This window comes from Bradyrhizobium sp. USDA 4341, from assembly GCF_054063755.1.
Window position 1 is genome coordinate 581784 of the sequence record NZ_JBSSGO010000001.1, and the last position, 24141, is coordinate 605924.

Consider the following 24141-nt stretch of genomic DNA (forward strand, 5'->3'; position numbering starts at 1 on the left):
AAACAGGGGGATTTTCATGACTGAACGAACGGCTGCAAAAGCGCAGCGCCAGCCGCCCGCAGTGGCCGGGATGGCCGCAACCCATATCGTGGGAAAGAACATCAAATTCGCAGGCACGATCGTTCATGCCGGTCGGGTGGAGATTAACGGCTCCGTGCGCGGTCGCATTCGCGCACTTGAAATTTCCATCAAGGAAGGCGGCCGCCTCGAGGGCCAAGCCGAAGCCAACAGAATCCTGAACGACGGTCAGCTGAAGGGGCATGTTCGCGCCCACACGCTTTTCCTGTCGAAGCGATCGGAAACCGGCGGCGACATCAAGGTCGTCAAGCTGGGCATTGAACCCGGCGGAGAGCTTCCTGACTTCACCAGCATCATGACGGTTCAGGCGCAAATGATGCCCGAACAGACGGCAGAGGCCATTTCGCTCGAGATCGCAACCGGCGCTCGGTCCCAGGCCCCGGCCAAGGAGCCTGCCGTCGAACCCGACAGCAATCCGGTCGAGCCAGAGGCTCCCCGCCAGATGCCCTACCTCGTTTCAGCGTCGAACGGCTGATCTCTCGAACTGTTTCTTACGTCCTTTTTAAGCTCATGAAAGTCTGCCTGTAATGCTTGATACCGTCGATACCCCCCTCGAAGAAGAAGCCCCGCGCCGGCCCTCGATCACCCTCGGAACGGAGATGCAGAATTCGTTCCTCAACTACGCGGTCAGCGTGGTTCGGTCGCGCGCGGTCCCCGATGTCCGCGATGGCCTGAAACCGGTCCATCGCCGCATCATCTACACGATGGAGACTGGCGACTATCACGCAGGAAAGCAGCACAAGAAGAGCGCCCGCGTCGTCGGTGACGTCATGGGTAAGTTGCACCCCCACGGCGACCAGGCGATCTATGATGCTATGGTGCGCCTTGGGCAGCCCTGGAACATGCGCAGCCCCCTGATTGACGGTCAGGGTAACTTCGGCTCGATGGACGGCGATCCCCCCGCCGCGATGCGATACACCGAGGCCCGCATGTCGCGCCTCGCGCACGAACTGACGCGCGACATCGAAAAGGACACTGTCGACTTCCGGCCCAACTACGACGGCCGTGAGATGGAACCCGTCGTATTGCCCGCGCGCTTCCCGAACGTGCTGATCAACGGCCAGGTCGGCATCGCCGTCGGCATGGCGACCAACATTCCGCCGCACAATCTCGGCGAGGTCAGCGACGCCTTGCTGACAATGCTGGACAAGCCCGATCTCACGCTCGATGAGGTCCTCAAGATCATGCCTGGGCCCGACTTCCCGACCCACGGCGTCATTCTTGGCAAGTCCGGTATTCGCGAGTCATTCGCCACCGGCCGCGGCTCGATCACCATGTCCGGCGTCTGGTCGATCGAAAAGCTCAAAGGCAACCGCGAAGCCATCGTGGTGACGCAACTGCCGTTCCTCGTGAACAAGGAACAGTTCATCGTCAAAATCAAGGATCTTGTCGAGCACGACAAGGAAGACCAGCGTCTCAATGGCGTATCGAACCTGCGCGACGAGTCGGACTCCAAGGACGCCGTCCGGGTCGTCATCGAGCTCAAGCGCGACGCCGATCCGAACGTGATCATCAATCGGCTCAAGCGCGACACCGAGTTGATCAAGAAGTGGCACTACAACGCCACCTGTCTCGATTCCACCGGTAAGCCGCGAGAGATGCCGCTTCTCGACATCCTGAGCGAGTTCATCGCTTTCCGCCGCGACGTCGTCAGACGGCGGACCGAGTTCGACCTCAACAAGGCCCGCGACGAACTGCACAAACAGGTCGCCCTTTATGCTGCTACTTCGCGCATCGACGATGTGATCCGCACCATTCGGAACTCGGAGGACGCTGACGACGCGCGCGGCAAACTGATGGCGATGCGCTTCCCGACGGCGGGCGATTTCGCCCAGCTGCTTCGCGAGGCGGATCCCGACACCGAGCCTGGCGCCGACTTCCAGCTCGACACCGACCAGGCCAATGCGATCCTCGCACTCGCGCTCCGCACTCTGACCGGTCTTGAGCGCGAGAAGATCGCCAACCGGGCCCGCGAGTTGTCACGTGAGATCAACGGCTACCTGGAGATACTCAACGATCCCCTGGTCCTGGACGCGGTGGTCCGCCGCGAGTTCGAGGAAATCAAGGCGAAGTACGCCGAGCCGCGCCTCACGGTGATCGAGGAGACCGAGCACGACCAGGTCATGGATGAGTCGCTGATCGAGCGGAAGGATATCGTCGTCAATCTCACCGCGCGCGGGTACGTCAAGCGCACCGAGGTTGCCGCCTTCCGCGAACAGAGGCGCGGTGGCGCCGGCAAGTCCGGGATGGACACCAAGGAGGACGATTACGTCGTCTCCTCCTTCGTCTGCACCACCAAGACGCCCCTCGTGTTCTTCACCAATCGCGGCATCGCTTTTGCCCTCAAGGCGTGGCATTTGCCCGACATGGGGGCGAACAACCGTGGTCGCGCGCTTGCCAACTTCATCAATCTGCGCCCGGACGAGCGCGTGACCGCCGTTGTCACCTTGCCGGAGGACAAGACCGAGCTCGAGAACCTGAACCTTGTGTTCGTCACAAACTACGGGACGGTCCGGCGCAACGCAGCGACCGACTTTGCCACGGTCAACAAGTCCGGCAAAATCGCCATGCAGATCGATGCCGCGGGTGATGGCAAGCTGATTGCGGTTCTGCCCCTGAGCCCCGAGGACAACGTCCTGATTGCAACTGCCAAGGGCCAGATTGTCCGCTTCCCGGCCGACAAGGTTCGGCTCGTCGCGAGCCGCAATGGCGACGGCGTGAGGGCCATAGATCTCGCCAAGGGCGACGTCGTGATCTCTGCTTCGACGCTGAAGAACTTCGAGGTTACGCCGGCCGAACGCGAGATGTATGCGGGGGGCGGCTCGGCGAAGTTCGTTGAGCGCAACACTGAGACCGGAGAGGTTACCGAAACGGTGGATCGCCTGTCTGACGAGCGCCTTGCTGCCATGCAGAATGCCGATCAGCTGATCCTGACGGTTTGCGCCAACGGCTACGGCAAGACGGTCTCGTCGCACGAATACCGGATCACCGACCGTGGCGGCAAGGGCGTGGCGGCCGGCACCATGTTCGAAGTCACTGGTCCGGTCGTTGCCTGCTTCCCCGTGGAGGCGACAGACGGCCTGATCCTGGTGACTGACGCAGGCCAGACGATCCGCACCCGCGTCTCCGACATCCGGCAGGTACAGAATCGGCTGACCAAGGGCGTTCGGCTCTTCAACGTGCCCGATGGCCAGAAGATCGTTGCCGCCTCGCGCCTGCCGACATCCTCCGACAAGGAATAGTAGCTGCAGAGGCTCCCATGACGACAATCAACTCCAATGTTCGGTCGGCGGACATGGACTGGCTCCGAAGCCTAGCGATCGACGCGCGCTCACCAGAATTGGTAAGCGCGATTGATTCTCTGAAGCGAAAGTACACATCCGCTACGCCATCCGACCCAGTAGGTGGTGGCGGCCCTGATCTAGCCGCCCGACTTGCGGTCGACCTCGCAAAAGCATTCAGAGTCAAGGCGACGCAGCTCGGCGCAGACGTCTCAATCGAGAACCTCGCTGACTTTCAAGGGTATGTTCAAGGCACGATCAGCGACGCGCTTGGTCGAACTGAGGCCTTAGGACCGCGGACCACTGTCGACGTCTACAGCTATTGCAAGGGCCTCGAGGTTGCCGCTGACATCTGTGACAAGCCAGCGAGGGCCTGGGGGAGTGACTTCATCGAGCAGCCTGCGGCACTGGTTCACGCACGGATATTGCGCGCCTGGATCCAGGCTTATGCGCGGCCGGAAGAGCCCAGCGCCGAACTACCGGTGGCTTGGCGCGAGCTAGCTGACTACCTCGACCGCCTCGAAGGTCAAATGAAGGCCATCGATGCAGACATGATGGTCGACGAAAAAACGCCGCCGTCCGTGTGGGCAGATCGCGTTCGCAAGTTCGCGTCGACCCAGCCCGACGAGCAGTCTTCCGACGAAGGCTGGCAAGCTGGTTGCGACCATGTCCTGGAACAGCTTTGCAAGTTCCTCGGCGTCAAACGACCGGATGGAGACGCCGGCACCGAGATCAAGGCAACCATCCGCGACATCTTGCAAGCCAAGCTTGGCGAGTGCTGGTGGCCAGATTCCGAGTGGATACACGTCCGGCCCCAGGATAAGAACGATCTAGAGCTCATTCGTGAGGCCGGATACACGTTTCGAGGCATCGAACTCATCGAGAACACGAGGCGTTCACTTCTTGACGTCATCGGCGACCTCTATCAGAAAAACCAGCTTCTGGAAGCAAGCGCTCGCATCTCCGAGATCGCGCCGATCCTTGAGGCGCTGAGAGCGATCCGCGATATAACAACCGTCGAATTCGGGTCATCGGATGCCTTCAGGGCGCGGATGAAGGAGATCCGCGAGCGCGCGGATGCAGCAATTCAGCTGAAGGTGGCGCCGGGATCAATGGCTTCCGAAGCGCTCGAGCTGGCCCTGGAATTCGAAGGCGAAGCCCGAGCCCACCGCGCGATGAAGGACAACGACGAATCCACCAAATGCTTGCGAGCCGCCAATGCGCTTCGGAAGCTGGCTGAGGGATCACTTCAAGCAGAGCAGACGGCAAGCGTCATGCCTTCGGAGGAGCCTGCTGGGCAGCAATACCGGTACAAGCTGGACGGCGGTTGGTCCGACTGGATTTCCATGCCGAATACCATGGAGCCGCTGCAGCAGGACAATCTCCAATACCGCTTCGTTTACGCTGGACCTACGGCGCCAGCAGACACGTTCAAGCTGATGTTGGAACAGGTCGAGAAGGCCCGCGCCGATGGAACGTTCTCTTCTGTCCGCGTCGAGCCCATTGAGGTGCCTCAAGCGCCGAATGGTGACACGCGGCCAGATTGGACGCAGCGGTCTGAGGCGGCAAGCGCCGCGAATGGTAATCACGACTCGCTCGTACAGGATCTGGGCCGACTGCTGAAAATCCTCAAGCTTGCCTATTCAAAGGGCGGCGGCCGGCTCATGTCCGTTTGGCAGGTCGACATCGACGCGCTCGAACGAGCTTTGCAGGCCTTGGCCGCCGGCACGGCGCCGAAGCTTTCGGACAATGCAAGGGCGCTGATTGGCGCCTGGCATTCAAGCGCCGCACAGTCGAGCGGTCCGCACGAATTCGTCGGTATGAAAATCGATCGGTCCAAACTGACCTTCTTGGACACCCTCCCCGCCTTCGAGGAGATCGTGCTGGTTGCCGCTGGCCGTGGTGGGGTCTCGTCTTTCGACCCCCCCCAACCTGATCTTCAGCAAAATGCGGGCGCTGAATTCTTGGATCAGAGAGCCTGACGAAACGGAAAACATGTCGCTCGACAAGGTCGTCGACTGGATCAATCGCCGGCCGATCGCCGTGGTTGACCAGCTCCTCTCGTCCGCAACGGCGAAGAGCCAAGACGACGTCGTTTGGCTCCGCCAGGCGGACGCCGGCACCGACAATGAATGCTGGGTTATCTGCAACCGCGCCGACCCCGGCGCGACCCCATTCTCCCCCAGCGAGGCAACAGCGGCATGAACGAGCAAGCGCAAGCAGCAACCAACTCGGCGTCCACCGACGGGCGCGAACAGGCCGGCAAGCTTCTGGCAGAATGGTTCGGCTATTCCTGGGATGGGCTCTACGACCGGCGGATCGCGGACAGCGGGTTCAAGCCGTGGACATTCAATGGCCTTGGCAACAAGGAATTTCAGGGCGGAAAGCGCGACGTCCTGGACATCGTTGACCGGATCGCCGCCCTTGCCTCATACGCGAACAACGTTAGACGCGCCGACGGCGAAGTCTCGGAACTACTCGAGCGCGCCGATCGCTACCTTTCCACGATCCCGAACCGAAGCGACGCCGGCCCACATCACCTCGTCAGCGACCTGTCGGCCGCGCTGCGTTCCGCCCTGGCCGACACTTTCGTTGCGGCTAACTCTCCTTCCGATCCGGGCATTCACCTGTCTCCGGCGGAAAGCCTGATCAGTCTGGCAGACCAAATTGATGAGGCTCGCGACGAATACGCCAACAAATTCGGCACGACCGATGAGCCTGCGGCCAAGGAGGCGTTGATATCCCTCCTCTGGGACGACAAGGGCACCTTCGCGCCCGCGCTACGCCTTGCAGCCCTGTCCATCGCGTCCCGATCCAACGAGGCACCGCAGGAATTGGCGCTTGCTCAGGCGACCGTGCCGAACCGCGACCTGCTTGTGCGGGCCATTGCCACGGCATTAGCGAGAGACGACCTCGAGCCTTCAAGCGAGGCAACGCTCGAGCTCTACCGGAAGGACGCCGAATTCATCGTAGACGGCCTCGTGCGATGCAGCTTCCCCTTGCAACTTGCCAGCCGACGATGGCGCCATATGAAGCGCGGTTCATCCTACGCCGAGATCGGCAGAGCGACCTCGCAATCGGCCATTCCCATCGTGGAAGGCGAGACCGTGGTTGTTTACGTCGCCGATATCGACGGCTCGATGCACGTCCGGAAGGACGCCGAATTCGAGGACGGCCGCTTCGAGGAATTGAACAATATTGCGAGCTTCAAATGAGCGACATCGTCGAACTCACAGTTCGTCCCACCCCCTTAATCCCGCCGCGACGATCGGCTGACGACGCTCCGGCCGTCAGCCTGATTGCAGCGATGTCGCTCGACCGAACCATCGGACGCGATGGAAAACTGCCCTGGCGGCTGTCGACCGACCTCGCCCGCTTCAAGGCGGCTACGATGGGCAAACCGGTTATCGTCGGCAGGAAGACCTACGACGACATCGGCCGGCCGCTGCCGGGGCGCATGCTCATCGTTCTCACCCGCACCCCACCGACATCATCTCCAAATGGCGTTCGCTATGTTCGCTCGATGGACGATGCGATGTCGCAGGCTCGCCTCGTCGCCGAGGAACTCGGCGCGGAAGAGATTTTCATTGCGGGCGGCGCCGAAATCTACCGTCAGGCGCTACCGCTCGCCCGACGCATCCTCCTGACAGTCGTGGATGCGCACATCCACGGCGACGCGAGGTTCCCCGACTTCTCCATGGACACCTGGAGCGAAGTCGGGCGCCAAATTGTCCCGGCCGGCCAGAAGGACGAATACAAGACGACCGTGCTCGACTTGCGCCGCTAGTGTCGAGTTCAGCGTCGTGACGAAGCTGACGGGAAGGTGGCTGTGCACGGATTGCGAGGAGATATTCACGCCGCGCAATCACTATCGATGCACAAAGTGCTGGGGCGCCAGGACGATACCTGCAAACGACGATCTCGATGCCAAGCCGCGCGCTCGCGACGGTCGCGATAGAGGTAATTAAATACCTTAATTTTTCTTGAACCCCGAATTGAAGACTCCTACAACTTTTCCGAGAGTGGTAGGATTAGGCATTAGCTTCTTCGGCTCCATGTTTTTTAGTTTTTCTGGGAGGACGCCATGCGCATTCTGTCCCGGTTTTTCGTCGGGGTCATTGCAATCCCCACCGTGACGTGCGGCCTTGCCTCAGTCGTCTGCGCTGTTGAAATTCCGAAACCGGTCATCAACATTCCCAAGCCGAACATTCCCCGGCCGACGATCAACGTTCCAAGGCCGCACGTCACGGTCAACGTGCCCAAGCCCGCAGTCAATGTACCCAAGCCCGCAGTCAATGTGCCGAGATCTGCGGTACCCGTCCCGAAAGTGACGGTCGCCAAGCCGATGGCGAATGTTCCAAAGGTGGCTTTGAGCAAGCCGGTGTCTGGCGCTCCAAAGACGGACTTCAAACCGGCTACGGCTGCCAATGCCAAGCAGCCAACCATTTCAGAGAAAACTGCGGCCACCGGAAAGCAAACGACCACTCTCGCCAAATCTGACAGTGCGACCCGTGAGGTACCTACAAAGCAAAATCTTGGCCGAGCCAAAGGCAAAGATGTTGCAAGACCGAGTTCTACCGAAGGCGCGACCGCAGTAAATGAAGGCTCCTCCGGTGGCGCCACAATAATCTGCGAGACAGATCTTTGCGCAGGAAAGCCGAAGGGAGGCACTGCAATCGCTCCGGGCGGCGGGACTATTGCCGCGCCGGCAAAGTCCGATTGCACGGCTTCGGCTCCGTGCACGCTGCCACCGGATTTCAAGATTTCAGGATCTTGCCCGACCGGTGGATGCCCCTACTACTATGACAACCAGAAGATCGTGTATTTGCCTCCCACGACGTCATCACCGAGCGCTACTCCAGGCACCGTCAATACGTGGCAACCGAGCCAAACGGTCACCGTGAACGGCCAGACGATGTCTCGGGATCAATTCATCTCGGGGCGCGTCGATAATTCTGTCGTCGGAAATATGATACTTGGCGGAGCTATCGGGTGGTCGGTTGGCGCCGTTACGGGTGTTGCGAATTGGGCTGCCGCCGGCGCATCGGTCGGAAATGCTGCTGCCGACAACGAACAAAACTCGGTCGCCCCCACTGCGGCCGGACAGGCTGCAAGTATAGGCCTTGAAGGCACGAAGGAAGCATTCAAGACAAACGTGGGAATAGACGCGGGATTGGCTGCTGATGCGATCCCGTACGTCGGACCGTACATTTCTGGTCCGGTGGCGAAGGGAGCGTCCTATTTGGCAGGTGCTGGCTTTGACGCTGCTGTTGAAAAGGGCACCGAGACGGGGGTGAAGGCGATAATGTCGCCGCCGCCGGAGCAACAGCCGGGTTCGGAACAGCAGCCGCAGAGCTCTGCAGTGTCCGCAGGGTCGTCGACGGCAGCCAGTTCTCCTAGCGTGGACAGCCCAAGCAACCCGTCAAATCCGCCTACGGTCAATGTGCCCTACAGCCTGGCGGCGAACCCCAATCCAGTCTCTCCAATGCCGTCTGCGAACGCCCCGAGCCCGGACCCTGGGTCGGCACTCACCGCCATAACAACGCCGAACGCGCCGGCGTCCGCGGTGAATGCATTGATGATGCCACCCAAGCCAACTGCTCCACCAGCGAACAGTTCGCCGCCGGAAAATGTGTCTGCCCCGACCCTCTCCCGGCCGTGACGGTCGAATTCAGAGACAGAACAGGATGAGTGGAGATGCCGCCCAATGCGATGCCCCCAAGGAAGCGGGTGCAAGCTTCTATCTCTCCTTTTTGGATAAACGCATGCTACGACTAACAATGGCTTTTGGGCTTCGCACGATGCTTTGTCATTTCCGTTATTCTGGCTCCTTTGCCCTCAGCCTGATAATTTTCAGCAGCATACTCTGCTGCCGCGCCACCCTCGCTGATAGCGCTTGCAAAGCAACCTGCATCGACTTCGCTCACAAGTATATTGGTTGCAACGACAATAGTGATTCATGCAATTATTTCGTCGGGCTGTTTTGTATCAAAGAACTCGGGCCTGACATTCAGACCAACCCGACTGCCATCGCGCTCATGAATTCCGAGTGCAAAACCCTCGAATCGGAAATTGCTCGAAATTTTTCGATTACCGAAAAACGATATAACGCTCGGAAAGCCCTTTCGAAGATTCTGAATTCACTCTTGGCTTGGTCCGATCGCTTCAGGAATTGCGGCCAATCGCCCGACATTGAGCGGATGTGTTTGGCCAACCTGTTTAAGATCGAAAGCGAGCTTCTTGTACTCAGGTCATCGCTGCAAGACCATCTGCTGTCTGGCGACAAAGCAATTTCAGCGCCGGCTGCCAAGATCGACAATTCATTGCACAACTTGATCAGAGCCATCGATGCGAGGTTCTATGGGATGCAAACGATCAAATAAACCACCCGGCGCGCTAAGGATCGTCGCTGTCGTGGTGTTTTCTGTTGGCATAGTCCCGGGAGCTCGCTCGCAGAATCCTCATCCCGAAATCCGAGAATTGCCGGTACCGCCTTCAGAACCTAGTGGAGATGGAGGTGGAGGTGGAGGTGGAGGTGGCAGCAGCAGATTTAATCCCATTGCATTGCCACCAGCTCCACAACCTCAATATCACTTCGACTTCACTCCCTCGAGACCGATACTTTCGCCATCGACGACCGCACAGCCACAGCTCCAGCTCCAACAGCCGCAGTTCCGGCCGCTACCATCCATTTCTCCACCTCAAATGGCTTCGGCCCCTCCCCCCGACTTCAGTGCAAATCCATCCGCTCAGGCTGCACAGGCGGGACTCCTTGCAGCGGGCATGTGGGCAATGAACAGCATCATCTGGGTGCAGCAGCGAAAGCGAGAGTACAAGGACCAACTAGACAAGGCGAATCAGGAGAGAGTTATGCAGCTGCAGGAGCAGCGAAGGAGTGAGGTGAAAGACCTATCTAACATTGCTAGCGACGTCGATCACGCGGTCTTAATCGTTGGCGACGGCGTGCATGCTATGAGTGAAAATGTGCCGGCGCTCGACTATTCCGACTCAGATATAAAGGAGACAGCGACGGTCGACTTTGTTCCTTCCTCGATACTTTATGAGCCTTGGACCGTCGAGAATCCTACCGATCTTCAGAGGTACGATTTCGGAGTTAGAGTGAGCCGTTGGGCGCAACAAACGCTACCTCCCGTTCGATTTGATCCGAAAACCAAAACCACGATCAGCAACGTCGAGCTAAAACTCATCGACGCGATCAGATCGCTCAAGACAATCGCCCCCGCAGAAGATCGTTTTGCAGAGGAAGAGAATTTTGAACAGAACAATCCGTTCCGTGAATTGATGAAGGGACAACTAGAGAAGAACGGTGAAGAGATCGCGGAGCATATCGTCAAGAATGAGCGCCTAGACGATCTCTTCAGCGAAGCGGGGCAATTGGAAATTTTTGAGGGAGTGATCTTTGAGCAAGCTTTCAAGTCAACCGTAACTAGCGAAGGTTTAAAGCGCTCAAGCGAGCTCTTGATTAAAGGTCTGGAACAACAGCTGGATGCTTATGACGCCCAGCGGCGCAAGAAATTTCCCAATAAGCCGTTTGACGTCACCAACTTGAGAGCTGTGCCAGGTCACAGGGGACCGGAACTGCGCGAAGCTCCCTGAGGGTTGAGAGCCGGGGATGTCGGGCCGTCGGACCCGAGCACAAGTCTGACCGCCGTCCAATGACCAGATTTCCGCCTTGCAGGCTGTAGCCGTACAATCGGAAGGATAAATTTTCAGAGGATCCCATGGCGGCCACCCGTCTCGTGCTCGAGATCGAGCGTATCCACCCCGAAAGCGCGCTGCAGCCTTCCGACGGCAAGCCGATCAATTTCATCGTGGTATTTGGCCGCGATGCGAGCGGCCGCTCGGGAAAGGCGTTCTTCAACAATGCCCGCGCCCAGAAGCTCCACGCCGACATCCTGAGCCACATGGACGGCTCGGAGGACCTGAAGGCGCGCCGTCTCACGATCGACGTGAACGGCGAATGGAAGGCCGATCGCGAACCGCGCAAGCGTGGCGGCGAGGTCGTCAAAGACCCTTCCGGCAAGCCCATTTACGATCGCCACTTCGAAACCAACCAGCCGGCGACCTTCGTGGAAGGCCCGCTGCTCGAGCTGTTCCGGATCCGCCGGGAAGCGAAGCGCCGCGCCTATGATGCCGACAAGCTGGTCCAGGCCGGCAAGACGGACGAGGCGCTCGCCTTGATGCGGGACTTCGTCGACCTTCTCGGGCGCATCCAGCGCGCGCCCAAGAAAGGCGACGAGATGACGTCCGTTGTCGCCGCGGCGACCGAAGGCACGACCAACGAGCCCATCGGCTCTTCCGAGGCCGCGTCCGTCGTCGACGAGCCGACGGCTGCTGCCGGCGGTGAATCCGAGCTGGAAGTCGTCGGCGACGAAACCTCGGCTGCCATCCAGCCGGCCGACGCGACCCTGGCGGCCAGTCGTCCCGACGGGGAAGCCGATGCTGTGGATCAGACTTCCGCTACCCTCCCAACCGAGGAAGCCCCGTCCATTGACCCCGAAGCTGAAGCCGAAGCACGGCTCGCCAAGGCCGGCCGCGATTTCGTCGACAGCGCTGCTGGTAGCAGCCCGGCCCATGTGGCAACGACCGACGCGGCCGCGCAGCCTGCAGCGACACCGGCTGCCCGCAGGTTTGCTCGCGCCGCAATGCGAACGGTTCCAGACAACAAGAAGCACTCGGTGACTGAGGGGGGTCTCGCGACCACCGCCGACGTTTACATCGCGTCGAATCCAGTACTTGCCGACGCGATCGAAGCGAAGATCCCTGATGTTCCGGCAGAGAAAATTGCCAGCGAACCCTCTCCGGAAGCCACGACCAAGCCCGCGGAACAGACCCCGGCAACCACCGCCGCGAGGCCCGCTCCGCGGCTGCCGCCGCGCCCGATCCGGCCGCCGATGCCGATCCGACGGCCTGGGCCGTAAGTCACCGACGCGGCTGCGCTGCGTTATCCGATTTGATCGACGCGAGGCTGGACGAAATACCAGTCATTTCGTCCAGCCCAACCGGCTTCGGCGGGACCAGCGGAGACGAATTCACTTTCCCCGTTCTAACGAAGGGGACAGTCTCTCCCCTCGCTGCCATTCGCTCTTTCTTCTTCACCTCAACCGGCGGCACACGATCGGCCGTCAGCGCCTTCAGCGCGCCATGCAGCGAGTCGGCCGGCACCGGCCCGACAACCTGAGTTCTGGAGGCCATCGCAGCCACCGGCAATGGCCTCGGGGCTCCGGATCGCGACGTCACCGTCACCGGCGGGTCTGTCACGATAGCATACCCTTTCGTCGCAAGCTCAGCCAGGCGACCGAGTGCGGCCTCTATCGCGGTCGCGTCGTCCACATTGACCGATCGACCCGCCAATGCCCGCAGCCTGGTCCGCTCCGCAGCAATAGCCGCCTCAGCACCGTCCTGAGCGCTCCCCGCGAGCTTCAGCTTGGCGTCGAATTCTCGCTCCCAGGCCTGCCGATCGAAGTCCGCGGGTCCCTGCACAACCACTCCGGGCGACAGCAGCGCGCGCCGGGCGTCCGCTACCGCTACCTCGGCCACCGCATGGGTGAACCCCGGCTGCTTGGCCAGCGCCCGATGAGCTGCGATCAGGTCGCCAATCGATACGCCGTCCATCTCGATCAGCCGATGAGCCAGGTCCACCAGCTGGCGATCATCCAGGGAGCCAACCCGATCAGAGATCGACACCGCCGCGTTCATTGCATCAATGTTGAAATACGGAACGTGCTCGTAGCCGGCGACAGTCTCATCCGGCGGGTATCCGCCGTCCTTCCGCTCCTCCTGCTCCGCTGTTGCCGAGGACGACAGATAGAGTGCCCGGATCCAGACGATCTCTTGAAGCGCTCGCTTTGACGTTCCGCCTCGAGCGAGCTGCAGGATCGCAAACACGTCACCGAACCCCTCGGCCCGGTGCCGGAGCATGGCGTTACGGAGCGGATTGCGATCCCGATCGAAGGCATGCTTGTCAGCGCAATGACCGATCTCGTGCGCCAGGATGAATTGCTGGAAGACTGCCGGCGTGAGCGTCAAGCGTTTGGGATCGAACTGGGTGCGGTCCTGGCCGGCATAGGCCGACAGGAGGTTGATCCAGGCCTGATCCGGAGATGTCGGACCAACCCGGCATTCGACCTTGCCGCCGACCCGAACCAGGATCGAAAATGCCCGCCGCTCGCCGGTGGCCGCGGAAATCCGCTCGAAGGATCCGCGCGCGTTCTTCGGCAGAGCATCCCAGGTTCGTCCGAGCACGGCATCGCCGAACGGGCGCACGAGGCTGTCGGCATCAAAAATGACGAGCTTGCGCCCCTGGGCGGCCACGATCGGCGCAAAGCGCTCCTGGATCTTCGTAAGCCCCGAGCTGCGCACGGTTGTGACGGGCTGCGGGCCGGCCCACGCAGCCGTGCACATCAACACCAAAACTGCTCCACAAAAGCCGGAACGCATGGAAATCTCCCATTCCGACCGTCGCCCGGGCGCGACGCCCCGTCAACGCACCCTGCAACCTGTCCCCGACTATCCGAAAACCAGCAAAGCCTTGCCAAGGATTCACTTGACGGCGCCGCCGCCGGTGCATGCTTCCGCCATCGGAACTACAGCCTGTCGAGCTCGATCAGGTTGCGCGCAAGGCTGTCGCGGCCAATGTTGCCAGGTGGTCGATTCGCCGCGCTAGCGAAGCCAGAACCGGCTACCTAGGATTTTCAGCCGTCGACCAACCGCGTTTCCACATGAACGCGCAGTACGCCGCAACATCGAGCGGATCGCCTTTTTCAATATGCCGGATCAACTCGGCGCGACATTCGTTCTCCCAGTCATCCTTCGCCCAGTTGTCGCTTAGGCCGTACTTCTGCTGTGCCTTGAGAAGCTTGCCTGCGACAGCAGACGTAAATTCATCAACAAGCTTCTGTGTCTCAGGATGAAGTTCGCTCATGAAGCCGACACCTTCACTCGAAGGGATTTCCTCGCGGTACCTGATGAGGTGCTGGCGTCGCATCAGCTTGGACGGCCGCGCCCGCCGGCGGCCGGTTGCAGGCCTGATCGATCACGGCGCGTGCAGCCTGAATTCCGGTCAAATCGTAGTCATCCACAATGACGGTCTTCCCGTCGGACGATCTCCAGGTCACCCGCATCGTCGGATTTTCAAGCATGGCTGTGACGATCTCCTGCTCTGGCTTACCGGCCCGGGCAAAAGCCGCGCTTCTGTAGGGCAGTAAATCGAAGGATTTATCGTGCTTCTCGCCGAACGAGACCGTGGGCAGCGACTTGGTCACGCTCGGATATCCCGACACGAAGGACAGGTTGTCGTAGGTGCCCTCTTTGCTGTTGTTGGTCAGGGCGACATATACTTTGCCGCGGTCGGGAGGCGCATTCCGCGAGCCGCTTGGCGTCAGCATGGCGAAACAGGCGTCGCCCTTCCGCTTGGCCTCCCAGCCGGCCGCCGCAGGATCCGTGATCGCGACCACCAAAACGGCACCGAGCAGCGCCAGACGCATTAGACCCTCCGAAACCACCGAACACACCCCTGCTTTCGAACTCACACCCAAACCTGTGTCAGGACGTCGGAGACAAATCTACCAAGCCGGGATGGTCCCCGCAGTTCTACGGTCTCAATTTCCCCAACAAAGACCAAGATTTCCACGGTATCGGGAGGCTAGACGAGTCCTTGGTTAACCACGTGGTGGCCGGGCGGCTGGGAGCCAAGGATTGACTGTAGTAAGGCACTCACGACTTCATCAGCGACAGAAAGCGACGCTATGGCCTTTCCGGACTGGAACAAAGCAGCAAGTGGTCAATTTCGGCGGCTGCAACCGGAACCAGATCGCTGAAGGCAACGCCAACAATGAAGCATTGGTTCGCCCCTACATGGCGAAAGAACCGCTGAGCAGGGACGCCACGCGCACGACCCGGCACCTGCTTCAAACCCGCAATGGCTTGCCTTTCCGGCAGAAGTGCCCCAATGACGCCACCGTCAAGGTTGCGCAAGATGGAACCAAGGATTAGGCCTCCTCCGCACGATCCGAACCAGAGAGTACGATGAAGCTTTTGCTCCTCCACGGCGCACCCGGCGCCGGCAAATACACCGTCGGAAAGGCCGTTCTTGAACTGGTCGACGGGCGGTTGTTCGACAACCATGTCGCCATCCAGTTCGCCCGATCGATCTACGATTTCGGCCACCCCAGCTTCTGGCCGCTGGTGTGGGAAACGCGGTACGCCGCCCTCCGGTCGGCGACAAGATCCGGCGAGCCGCTGCTCCTGACTACCATGTGCTTCGCGTTTCCGGACGATCTCGACTATGTCGAGCAATACGAACAGGCCATCGGCGCCGGAGCTGAGATCCTTCCGGTTTTCCTGACCTGTGCAATGGCCGAACTCGAGACACGAATTTCCTCTCCCGATCGCACCGCGACGGGGAAAATCGACAGCATCGCGATGCTCCGTCAATATCTGCGGGAGGCTCCGATGACCGCGATCCCGCGTCCGAACTGCCTTACGATTGACACTACGGACACCCCGCCGGCGCACGCCGCGCGCGCCATTGTCGAGCACTTCCACCTCGCCGACCTTCCGCCTTCCCCGTCCCGGATGGCCGAGGCGCAATACCGATACGCCATTGAGGAAATCGAAAGGTCGCAGCTTGCGAGTGTGGCAGGCAGGTCTGATATTCCGTTGGACGGCGGCAAGAGCAGGAGTGTCACATGAAGGATTTTCTTCCCGATAAGCCCGACCTCGGTCAGGCCACCACCACCATCGTCGCGATCGTGTCCGCCGCCGGCGTGACCATCCCTACGCGTGTGTAGGCTATGAGCCGTCTCGACAGGTGCCAGCCAATCCTCCGGACGATGCGATGAGCGACGAAGAAGTCGAAATCGTCGCGCGCGCCATCGAGGCTGAGATCTGCAAACCCTACGAATGGTCAGCCGAGGAGTTTGAGATCTGGTGGACGAAGGACCGCCGGAATCGCAACCACGATGACCGTCGAGCTCAAGCTCGAGCCGCCCTAACCGCACTCCGCTCTGTGGGCTTCACCGTTTCACGAGAGCCAAGCACCCAGCCGACACCGTCCCAAGGAGAGAGCCATCCATGATGACGTCCAAACAGCGCGTGACCTACACTGACGAGGAGATCGCGGCGATCACGACTTACGCGAACAGCTCGGTGGAGAAAGATGGCAAGGACTATACAAACGCAGCTCGAGACGCCGCCGTCGAGGCCCATCGGGCGCTGTTGACCCGCGTTCGACTTTCGCGCGGGGAGCTCCCCTACAAAGACTTGCATTTCGAATTCATGCGTGAAGTCGACACGCCTGTCCCGGACTACGGCCTCAAGGCTACGTATCGAAAGCAGATCACCACGGCTTTTGTCGCAGGAACGCAACCCCGCTCGCGCTGAACGCTCGTCGGCTAGAGGTATCGGATCACGGACCCAGCGGCTTCGTGCTCCATGTTAGCTCGTTACGGATATACGACGCCGTCGACTTTGAAATGCCAAACCGGGCAGCGGCTTCATCCAGGCTCTCAAAGCTCCCGCGTATGTACGCGACATCCTCAAGGCTGAGTTTTGTATTCGCGAAGTGCCTGTGGAACTCCGGGTCTTCTCGCTGAGCTTCCGTCAGTTCGGCAAGACAGCTAGCGATCGAGGCTCGCTCGTTTCGCATGACCCTCAACGCTTCCTTGTTCTCATCGACCGTCATCAGGCGATCGAGCGTTCCGGCCACTTCTCTAAAATCCGACGCTGGAATCAGGGCCGACACGAGTCCTGCCTCCGCGGCGACTCCAAAGTATAGTTCGGTTGACTTGGGCGGACTGAGGGCGCGGTACCGAGAAATCGCCCCTGAGACCAGCGACTGATGGGTGTCGCACAACGACGCAAGGCGTCCTTGCGAGATGCCAGCATGTTCAACCCTGCCCATCAAAACCCGGGCCGCGGCATCGGGCTTTGCCGGCAACGGCTCAAGCCCTGCCTTTCGAACCACTTCTTGCGGCGCAAATACCGGCGCGATGCCGGTTGCAAGGCACAGCTTAAACATGAGCCGAATGCTCTTCGGCGGGTCACCGGCCTCATAGCGCGCGATCATTTCGCTGATGTGCGGCTTGGACAAGCCGAGCGCGGCACCCATATCGCGCTGCGACGGAGCACCGTTTTCGGCTCGGCGACGCAGCGCGGCAGCGTAAGCCTGAGCCAGACGTTCAACCGTCAACGTACCTTTTGTCACGATCCGAGACCGATTCTTTGGATGCTGAATTGTGCCGGGTTTCTTAGATCCACGCTAGGCGCCGACAGCCTGCCGGGTCTCCGCCTCCTGAACTCCAGCGCCATCAATTGTAGCCTCCTGATCGCCCCCGCCGGAAGCCTCCTTTTGCATGGCGAGAGCCGTCAAGAAGGTGTCCATGATCGCGATGGCCGGGTACCGAGAGGTACCATAAGGCCACTCCGTCGGCAGCGGCACGATCTCCCCCGCCAGAGTCGGATGCTTCTCGTCAAACTTCGCCCTCTTGACCTGACCGTGCCTTGCGCCACCAACGCGGACGTCCATTCGCAACTGCGGCAGGTACCTGGCCACGAGCCCGATCGCAACATCGACATTGGTGGTCCAGGGACGCGTTGCGTCCGTCGTGTACATCCCGAGCCCCGTCCGCCAGGGTAATCCCCCGGACCAGTCATCGCTCCCGCGCCGGCCTTCAACCCTGAATTCATATCCGAGGACATGGATTGCGATCAGATGATCGATGTTCGCCAGGCGCTGCGGCAGGACGTGGCTCACGAGGTGCTCAATTCGGCCATGGCGGACACCGGCTGTCGTCCGCAACAGCGCGCGGAGTTCAATCAGATCCTCCGAAGCCGCAGGCGCGTCCTCAAGGTCTCGCGGCTCCGAGGACAACAAACGTAGTGTTCCCCCACGCCAGGGCCGCGGCGATTTCTCGTAGGACAGCATCGATCTTCTCCTGTCCTCAATCATGCGGTATCCGGTCACTACGGTGAAGGACCCGAGGTCATATTTCGGGGGACGACCGGATCAATCTGTTCGGCCTCTGCCGGCGTCGTAAACGCGCTTGGTCGGACGTCGTGGGTTCGAAATCGGGCCCTCAAGCGGCGATCCAGAGAGCGTCTTAGCAAAATTTCTTTACACCTGCTGCTACGCGGACAAATCACTATCTTCCCAGCTACTTAGCTTAGGACTCGACAGTCTCGCTGGGCGCTACTTTGGGGCTTCCGGCATCAAGCTGTGTTGACTCTTTTCACAACCGAGCGGCATAAGCTGCCCGATCGCTTCGCTCGCAAACGTGCGGAACGATTCCACTGACTGGATCTTAATCCTTGCCAGTTTATGGAAAGGCGCTTGCGGATGGTCCGCAGGTCCAAACAATCGAGAACGAGATGCGCTTATCGCTTGCCCATACCGCGTACGCGGAAATCGCCGGACGGTCGTTTGACCGCTCGAGCGAACCGTCATGCGCACGCATGTCGCAGCAGAGCTATCTCAATAGCAAACAGCCCATCTTGGGCTCCGAGCTAACCGACTAAGACGGCGAAGGGCCACCCCTCCGCCGAAAGGCAGGAGAGGGGCGCAAGGCCCGCCGGAAAAGCACCCGAAGCGACGAGACCGAACGGTCGAAGTCCTGGTGCAGGTCGGACAGACCACCCCTCCTCCCTGAAGCGAATACGACGGCCAGGCGCGCGATCATGCGCATCCTTCCGTCGACGGAATTCGGCCTCTGCGCATCTGCGGGAAACTGCAGATCCGGGCCGGCGAGCGAAACCTCTTCGGAAGGTCCGTTCGTGTTGTTTGACATCGTAAGAACGTTGATTGGCCGACGGAAGCGCTGCCTGCATCAGGCGCTCCCCGGTTACGGGAAGTCTTTGCTCATCCCCCAAAGGATGATCAATCGGCGCACCGTCGGCCGTTTGTTCATTTTCGCTGACAATGGGTCTGCGGTTGATCGTCAGAGCTGGTTCCGGACGGACAGCTGCCCGATCCGCGCGGGTAATGGCTTTCGCTCACTGCTCGTCCCGGCGAACCGCGGCCCTCTTGGCCTACATTCGATCGGCGTCGCCTTCGGCGCGATCATGCGAGACTGGCGGAATTGGTAGACGCGCTACTCTCAGAAAGTAGTGAGCTCGGCTCGTGGGGGTTCGATGCCCTCGTCTCGCACCATCGCTTTTCAAAGGGTTTGCTCGATCAGCATCGCGCCGCGGCGACGACGAATTTGTAAATTGCCCCTGTGGCGGAACTGGTAGACGCGAGGGTCTCAAAAACTCTTGTTCGAAAGAACGTGGGGGCTCGCATCCCTCCAGGGGCACCAATAATCACCTTCGTGCGCGGGCGTGGCGGAATTGGTAGACGCAGCGTCCTTAAAACTCGCCGTCGCAAGACACCTGCCCGTTCGAGTCGGGCCGTCCGCACGAAGCTTTTTGATCGAGGTCTCTGGTGCCCGCCGCCGCCGTCCGAGCCACTCCCGTCGCCGGGATAGCCATTGAAATCTGAACCGGGTCGAAGTCCCAGAGGGAGCATCGCTCTGCGCGCTTCGCCTGGCATCACGAAGAATAGTCTTGGCGGCCGGCTCCTTGCGCGTTTGACGTTGGCTCGAAAGCAACTCGATCTGACTCGCCCCACTTCTCGCTTTCCAAGCTCGATGGTAATGCGATCCTTGGTCAAGGCCCATGGCTCAAATGAACGCGAACCAAGAATTCACCGCAACCATCAATGCGCTCCTGGACTTCATTTTGAAGAACAGGACGCATCGACCGAAGGCACAAGACGGGGTTACGCCCACCATGGCAATAGAGGCCATGCGGCGGTCGTACTCCTCTGGAGATTGGATCGCCGACGGCTCAGCGGATGTTCTCCGGCTCTTCCTCTACAACGCGCCACTACTCGCAGACGTGCTCGAGCCGATCACTTTCCGCGAAGCCAATAGCTCGACCGACGCCAGCTACGATCCGCTAACCTTGGACGGGCTGGGCGACGTCACGCATTTCATCCACAACGGCTTGGTCGATGACTGGTGGATCGCCCTCTACGAGAAAGATGGCGTTCGGAGAATCGTACATGAGGTCGTTGACGATTGCGTGCAGTCCGGAGGTAAAGGTTGGCCGCAAGACGGCTTCAAGCGGCTCGATCGCGACCTCGAATGGATGCACAACGCGCATCGGACCGTACTGAACATGAAGCGGTTCGGCGAACTGTTCGCGAAAGACATGAAATCGATTCCGACCCATGTCCCCGACGCAGGCGAGCTCATGGAGCTCTGGACATCCCGTCCATATGACGACTTTTGCTCGGCACCGTCGCCCTAGCATCTTTGATTGGGCCCCCGTGGCGGAATTGGTAGACGCGCTGCCATGAGGAGGCAGTGAGCAATCGTGGAGGTTCGAGGCCTCTCGGGGGTACCACAATTCATCGTTTGATGATTGATCGTGGACGACGCACGAGAGCGGCTTGACCCGATCTCCATCGCGATGATGTTGTGCAATGGACGCTCGAGCGGATGCGTGGCCGAGTGGTTTAAGGCACCGTCTTGGAAAGGCGGCGTAGGCGCAAGTCTACCATGTGTTCGAATCACATCGCATCCGCTCGAGCGTCTCACCTTTTATTTATCTGTCATGCGCGGAAATGTGGCTGAGCGGCTGAAGGCATCCGTTTCGAAAACGGACGTACCGGAGACGGTACCGTGGGTTCGAACCCCACCGTTTCCGCGCATGACAGATATCCACGGAAGGGTGGCCGAGTGGTCTAAGGCAGTCGTTTTGAAAACGACCGTACTCGCAAGGGTACCGCGAGTTCGAATCTTCGCCTCTTCCGCCAGTCTCGATTCTTCGGAGATGGGACCCGAAGGATGCAGTCACCGCAGCGATCTCGGATGTAAAGACGCTGCGCAGCGCTACCCTCTCCAGAGGGCGGCGCGAACCCATCGCGGGGTGGAGCAGTCCGGTTAGCTCGCATGGCTCATAACCATGAGGTCGCGTGTCCAAATCACGTCCCCGCAACCAACCTCGCCCCGACGTTGCAGCGCTTGGGCTCCGCCGGGGCGGATGGAAAACATCATCAAAGTTTCGCGCAAGTGTCCCGAGCGGCAAAGGGGTCTGATTGTAACTCAGATGGCTTCGGTCTTCGCTGGTTCGAGTCCAGCCTTGCGCACCATCAATACATCCTTTGGTTGTGTAGCTCAGTTCGGTAGAGCAAGCGCTTGATAAGCGTTAGGCCGGATGTTCGAACCATCCCACAACCACCATCATAGATTGTTCTAATTGTATTCTGCAAGTTTATCGCGAGCTTAGAGAGAAGCGCGCGATGTTTTAATGAGGACGGCGAGATCGTCGTTCTCTCGCAAACAAAGGAGAACGAGAGATGCTTATCACCCGTTACGCTCGGATCCTGAAATCGGCGCGGCTTGCCGCCGCGTCCGAAATTCTTGGATCCGGAGCCTTAATCGCCAGGCCGGGCCGGCACGGGCCTTTTAACCCCGCGGCAAGACGTTCGACTCGTCCCGGATTCGCGGGCCACTAGCTCAATCGGTTAGAGCATTCGCCTCTTAAGCGAAGGGTTCGCAGTTCAAATCTGCGGTGGCCCACCAACCCTTCATTTTCGTTTCCCGCGCGCAGCGCGTCGATGATCGCGACCCGAACCATCAGGGCGTGCCCTGTTGCAAGGAGAACATATCCGGCGCAACATGAATGCCTGCCCGGAGTTCAGCATGCCCAACATTCCGCCTCCCGCAAATTGGCCCGTCGAGTGCACGAACGACGGGTTTTGGCGGCACGTCAATCATACCCTGCGACTTGCAAGTCCAGGCTGGGGGTCGAAGGACGCGGCCGAAAAGAATGCGCTCATCTATCGAGTGAATGAGGCTACGATCCAGCTCATGAGCGCACGATATGAAGAGCTCTATCCGACAATAACACCTAACCTCATGTAGAGGTCCGCGCCGTTACCGCTCACGGCCGTCTCTCTGCCGAGAGCGGCGCAATTGGATAATCGAGATCCCGAAAGGGTTTGGGGGCATGGCCCCATGGGATAGGCGCGGGTGACCGCGTCAAAGCTGTAAAGCCTACGTAGCAGCGCCCGCAAGGGTCCACCCATGCAAGTCCGGTCCTCCCCGCGAGGGGCCGTCACGTGAAGACGTGGCGGATAGCAGGACGGCCGGGACGGGTCCCCGACGAGGGGACACGGTTTGCCTACCCGACGAGGGAGGCAGCCGAAGCGGGCGCAACCCGCACCTGTCACGCAACCCGGCTTAGTGCGAATGGATAACGGATAGCCGCCAGGTCCGACCCCGCAAGGAAGGGCGAGGCGGCAGCGACAAGGTTGATGGCGCCCGATGGTTCTCCAGGGTGACAGAGGCCCGAAACGCGCTCGAGTAGGTCGCAAGCCGAAAGGGATTGGACGTGTTGTATTTTGCTTCCAACAGGAAGCGAAGCAACAGGAGCAGCACGCCCAGGTAGGTTGCCCATCGAATAGCTCAGCTGGTAGAGCAACTGTTTGGAACACAGTAGGTCGCCGGATCGTGTCCGGCTTCGAACAAAAGCAAAGTCTGCTCCTGCGTCGATCGTAAGTGGTCAAAGTCTTCACGCCGCGAGGCGAATGGAGATTCTCCGGAGCCGCAAGCCGAGGAGGATTGCCAGCAGAAGCGTCATAGGGTCCGCAAGCCCGAACTGCCCGCAAGGCAGGTGGTGACAAAGCTGACGAGTAGGTCGACGCGAAGAGGAACCGCCACCTCAAAAAAGGCGACCATGGTCGGATACGGACGCACGCCTTTGCCGGCGGCGCCCGTGGATGAAGAGGAAACCGCCCTTGCAAGGGACGGCATAATCTCAGAAGTCCGATCGCCGAGAGCTGTAGTCTCAGGCTTTCGCTACCCCAACTTGGCGTTGATTGGGCTCCCTTCGTCTATCGGTTAGGACGACATCTTTTCACGGTGTAGAGAGCAGTTCGACTCTGCTAGGGAGTGCCACGCAACTGGACAGCGGATATATTGCCGACATGAATTTGCAAACGTCAGTCGTATTGGACGGCGCCGCCAAGAAGGCGGCCTTGCTCGAGCTTGCCCGCAAGCGTCAGAGCGACGACCTTTCCGAGTACAAGGGGACTTACCTCCACCTCAGGGATTTCGGCTGCGAGTGTGATCACGTGGTGCCCTGGACAATCTCGGCTCACAACGTCGAGGCAGAGCTGATGCTCGTTGCCCAGGATTGGTCATCTGAGGAATTCCTGCTGAATTTAAGCGAGGAAGATCGTCGGATCCAAAACCAACTCGGCCAGGTACCTCGTCTGGACACCAACAAGAATCTTGCAAAGAAGATCCTGCCTCGGTTCGGGCTGTCCTTCCCGGAGACCTACGCAACCGACGTCTTTGCCTTCATCAAGCGCGGTTCGATGACAGCGCGGATCGCCTTCCCCGACCTGGTTCGGAGTGCAAGCGCCTACACGCTGCCGCAGATCGCCATCGTACAGCCGAAGATGGTTCTCTGCCTGGGCTCAGCGTCATTCAACGCCGTTAAGCGCGCGATCCTCGCTCATACCGGCAGCGCTCACGCCGGGGTTGATCGAAGATGGGTCCGGCTGTCAGATTCCTGGCAGATCGCCACGCCCTATCACACCGAGTACCTTGGCATCCCGATCTTCGCGATAGCCCATCCTGGTGGTACCGGGACACGAGCAAGCGGCGGCGAAAAAGTGACTGGACCCAGGCTCGAGGCGTTAAGTGCCTTTTTCGCCAAGATCAGACAGCCTGCAACTATCCCCGGCGCTTGATCGCGCAGAATTTCAGGC

At 60.1% G+C, this 24141-nt stretch carries 21 protein-coding genes and 13 tRNA genes; 29 read left to right on the top strand and 5 right to left on the bottom strand.

Annotation, left to right across the window (positions count from 1 at the left end; all coding sequences use genetic code 11):
• The first annotated feature begins 16 nt into the window (after positions 1–16).
• The 10 genes from ACVIGB_RS02780 to ACVIGB_RS02825 all read left to right on the top strand — a co-directional run bounded on the left by ACVIGB_RS02780 (position 17) and on the right by ACVIGB_RS02825 (position 12301).
• Entirely contained in the window at positions 17–553 is a 537-nt protein-coding gene (locus tag ACVIGB_RS02780) for a bactofilin family protein (protein ID WP_456717184.1), read from the top strand.
• Positions 554–605: 52 nt separating this feature from the next.
• On the top strand, positions 606–3320 hold the full coding sequence (gyrA, locus tag ACVIGB_RS02785; RefSeq protein ID WP_456717183.1) for a DNA gyrase subunit A: 2715 nt from the start codon (positions 606–608) through the stop codon (positions 3318–3320).
• 17 nt (positions 3321–3337) lie between these two features.
• On the top strand, positions 3338–5341 hold the full coding sequence (locus tag ACVIGB_RS02790) for a hypothetical protein (protein ID WP_456717182.1): 2004 nt from the start codon (positions 3338–3340) through the stop codon (positions 5339–5341).
• 13 nt (positions 5342–5354) lie between these two features.
• A complete protein-coding gene (locus ACVIGB_RS02795; RefSeq protein WP_456717181.1) occupies positions 5355–5564 on the top strand; it encodes a hypothetical protein in 210 nt (69 codons plus the stop codon).
• Positions 5561–6574 (top strand): hypothetical protein, encoded by a 1014-nt coding sequence (locus tag ACVIGB_RS02800; RefSeq protein WP_456717180.1) that lies wholly within the window; start codon positions 5561–5563, stop codon positions 6572–6574. The genes ACVIGB_RS02795 and ACVIGB_RS02800 overlap by 4 nt, the downstream gene beginning before the upstream one ends.
• A complete protein-coding gene (locus ACVIGB_RS02805; protein ID WP_456717179.1) occupies positions 6571–7146 on the top strand; it encodes a dihydrofolate reductase in 576 nt (191 codons plus the stop codon). The genes ACVIGB_RS02800 and ACVIGB_RS02805 overlap by 4 nt, the downstream gene beginning before the upstream one ends.
• A gap of 297 nt (positions 7147–7443) precedes the next feature.
• Positions 7444–9021 (top strand): hypothetical protein, encoded by a 1578-nt coding sequence (locus ACVIGB_RS02810; protein ID WP_456717178.1) that lies wholly within the window; start codon positions 7444–7446, stop codon positions 9019–9021.
• Positions 9022–9046: 25 nt separating this feature from the next.
• A complete protein-coding gene (locus ACVIGB_RS02815) occupies positions 9047–9742 on the top strand; it encodes a hypothetical protein (protein ID WP_456717177.1) in 696 nt (231 codons plus the stop codon).
• 409 nt (positions 9743–10151) lie between these two features.
• The gene (locus ACVIGB_RS02820; protein ID WP_456717176.1) at positions 10152–10976 is read left to right on the top strand and encodes a hypothetical protein; all 825 of its coding nucleotides are present in this window, start codon (positions 10152–10154) and stop codon (positions 10974–10976) included.
• 143 nt (positions 10977–11119) lie between these two features.
• Positions 11120–12301, top strand: coding sequence for a hypothetical protein (locus tag ACVIGB_RS02825; protein WP_456717175.1), 1182 nt, complete (start codon positions 11120–11122; stop codon positions 12299–12301).
• Position 12302: 1 nt separating this feature from the next.
• Here ACVIGB_RS02825 and ACVIGB_RS02830 read toward each other — a convergent pair whose 3' ends face one another.
• The 3 genes from ACVIGB_RS02830 to ACVIGB_RS02840 all read right to left on the bottom strand — a co-directional run bounded on the left by ACVIGB_RS02830 (position 12303) and on the right by ACVIGB_RS02840 (position 14866).
• Positions 12303–13820 (bottom strand): hypothetical protein, encoded by a 1518-nt coding sequence (locus ACVIGB_RS02830; protein WP_456717174.1) that lies wholly within the window; start codon positions 13818–13820, stop codon positions 12303–12305.
• Between the two features lie 241 nt (positions 13821–14061).
• Positions 14062–14304, bottom strand: coding sequence for a hypothetical protein (locus ACVIGB_RS02835; protein ID WP_456717173.1), 243 nt, complete (start codon positions 14302–14304; stop codon positions 14062–14064).
• Positions 14305–14317: 13 nt separating this feature from the next.
• Entirely contained in the window at positions 14318–14866 is a 549-nt protein-coding gene (locus ACVIGB_RS02840; protein ID WP_456717172.1) for a hypothetical protein, read from the bottom strand.
• A gap of 292 nt (positions 14867–15158) precedes the next feature.
• Between ACVIGB_RS02840 and ACVIGB_RS02845 the strand changes: the two genes are divergently transcribed.
• The 4 genes from ACVIGB_RS02845 to ACVIGB_RS02860 all read left to right on the top strand — a co-directional run bounded on the left by ACVIGB_RS02845 (position 15159) and on the right by ACVIGB_RS02860 (position 16763).
• Complete coding sequence (locus ACVIGB_RS02845) at positions 15159–15374, top strand: hypothetical protein (RefSeq protein ID WP_456717171.1); 216 nt, start codon at positions 15159–15161, stop codon at positions 15372–15374.
• 117 nt (positions 15375–15491) lie between these two features.
• Positions 15492–16073 carry a hypothetical protein gene (locus tag ACVIGB_RS02850; protein ID WP_456718234.1) on the top strand — a complete coding sequence of 194 codons (582 nt, stop codon included), beginning with the start codon at positions 15492–15494 and terminating at the stop codon, positions 16071–16073.
• A gap of 145 nt (positions 16074–16218) precedes the next feature.
• Positions 16219–16458, top strand: a complete 240-nt coding sequence (locus tag ACVIGB_RS02855) for a hypothetical protein (RefSeq protein ID WP_456718233.1) — start codon at positions 16219–16221, stop codon at positions 16456–16458.
• Positions 16455–16763 (top strand): hypothetical protein, encoded by a 309-nt coding sequence (locus ACVIGB_RS02860; protein ID WP_456718232.1) that lies wholly within the window; start codon positions 16455–16457, stop codon positions 16761–16763. Before ACVIGB_RS02855 ends, ACVIGB_RS02860 begins: the two co-directional genes overlap by 4 nt.
• 25 nt (positions 16764–16788) lie before the next feature.
• Here ACVIGB_RS02860 and ACVIGB_RS02865 read toward each other — a convergent pair whose 3' ends face one another.
• Together ACVIGB_RS02865 and ACVIGB_RS02870 are read right to left on the bottom strand one after the other, a co-directional pair.
• Positions 16789–17571, bottom strand: coding sequence for a hypothetical protein (locus ACVIGB_RS02865; protein WP_456718231.1), 783 nt, complete (start codon positions 17569–17571; stop codon positions 16789–16791).
• A gap of 69 nt (positions 17572–17640) precedes the next feature.
• Complete coding sequence (locus ACVIGB_RS02870; protein ID WP_456718230.1) at positions 17641–18306, bottom strand: hypothetical protein; 666 nt, start codon at positions 18304–18306, stop codon at positions 17641–17643.
• Positions 18307–19441: 1135 nt separating this feature from the next.
• On the opposite strand from ACVIGB_RS02870, the gene ACVIGB_RS02875 reads away from it, so the two are divergent.
• The 15 genes from ACVIGB_RS02875 to ACVIGB_RS02945 all read left to right on the top strand — a co-directional run bounded on the left by ACVIGB_RS02875 (position 19442) and on the right by ACVIGB_RS02945 (position 24123).
• A tRNA-Leu gene (locus ACVIGB_RS02875) sits at positions 19442–19527 on the top strand.
• Between the two features lie 61 nt (positions 19528–19588).
• Positions 19589–19675: transfer RNA gene (locus ACVIGB_RS02880), tRNA-Leu, on the top strand.
• Between the two features lie 16 nt (positions 19676–19691).
• Positions 19692–19775: transfer RNA gene (locus ACVIGB_RS02885), tRNA-Leu, on the top strand.
• Between the two features lie 258 nt (positions 19776–20033).
• Complete coding sequence (locus tag ACVIGB_RS02890) at positions 20034–20669, top strand: hypothetical protein (RefSeq protein WP_456718229.1); 636 nt, start codon at positions 20034–20036, stop codon at positions 20667–20669.
• A 13-nt stretch (positions 20670–20682) separates the two neighbouring features.
• Positions 20683–20765, top strand: a tRNA-Leu gene (locus ACVIGB_RS02895).
• 93 nt (positions 20766–20858) lie between these two features.
• Positions 20859–20945: transfer RNA gene (locus ACVIGB_RS02900), tRNA-Ser, on the top strand.
• A 36-nt stretch (positions 20946–20981) separates the two neighbouring features.
• Positions 20982–21068: transfer RNA gene (locus ACVIGB_RS02905), tRNA-Ser, on the top strand.
• Between the two features lie 18 nt (positions 21069–21086).
• Positions 21087–21177 (top strand) — tRNA-Ser (locus tag ACVIGB_RS02910).
• A 107-nt stretch (positions 21178–21284) separates the two neighbouring features.
• Positions 21285–21362 (top strand) — tRNA-Met (locus ACVIGB_RS02915).
• 65 nt (positions 21363–21427) lie between these two features.
• Positions 21428–21513 (top strand) — tRNA-Tyr (locus ACVIGB_RS02920).
• Positions 21514–21527: 14 nt separating this feature from the next.
• A tRNA-Ile gene (locus ACVIGB_RS02925) sits at positions 21528–21604 on the top strand.
• Positions 21605–21869: 265 nt separating this feature from the next.
• Positions 21870–21946 (top strand) — tRNA-Lys (locus ACVIGB_RS02930).
• 876 nt (positions 21947–22822) lie between these two features.
• Positions 22823–22893 (top strand) — tRNA-Ser (locus ACVIGB_RS02935).
• Between the two features lie 355 nt (positions 22894–23248).
• Positions 23249–23323: transfer RNA gene (locus ACVIGB_RS02940), tRNA-Glu, on the top strand.
• 29 nt (positions 23324–23352) lie between these two features.
• Complete coding sequence (locus ACVIGB_RS02945) at positions 23353–24123, top strand: hypothetical protein (RefSeq protein ID WP_456718228.1); 771 nt, start codon at positions 23353–23355, stop codon at positions 24121–24123.
• The last annotated feature ends 18 nt before the right edge of the window (positions 24124–24141 follow it).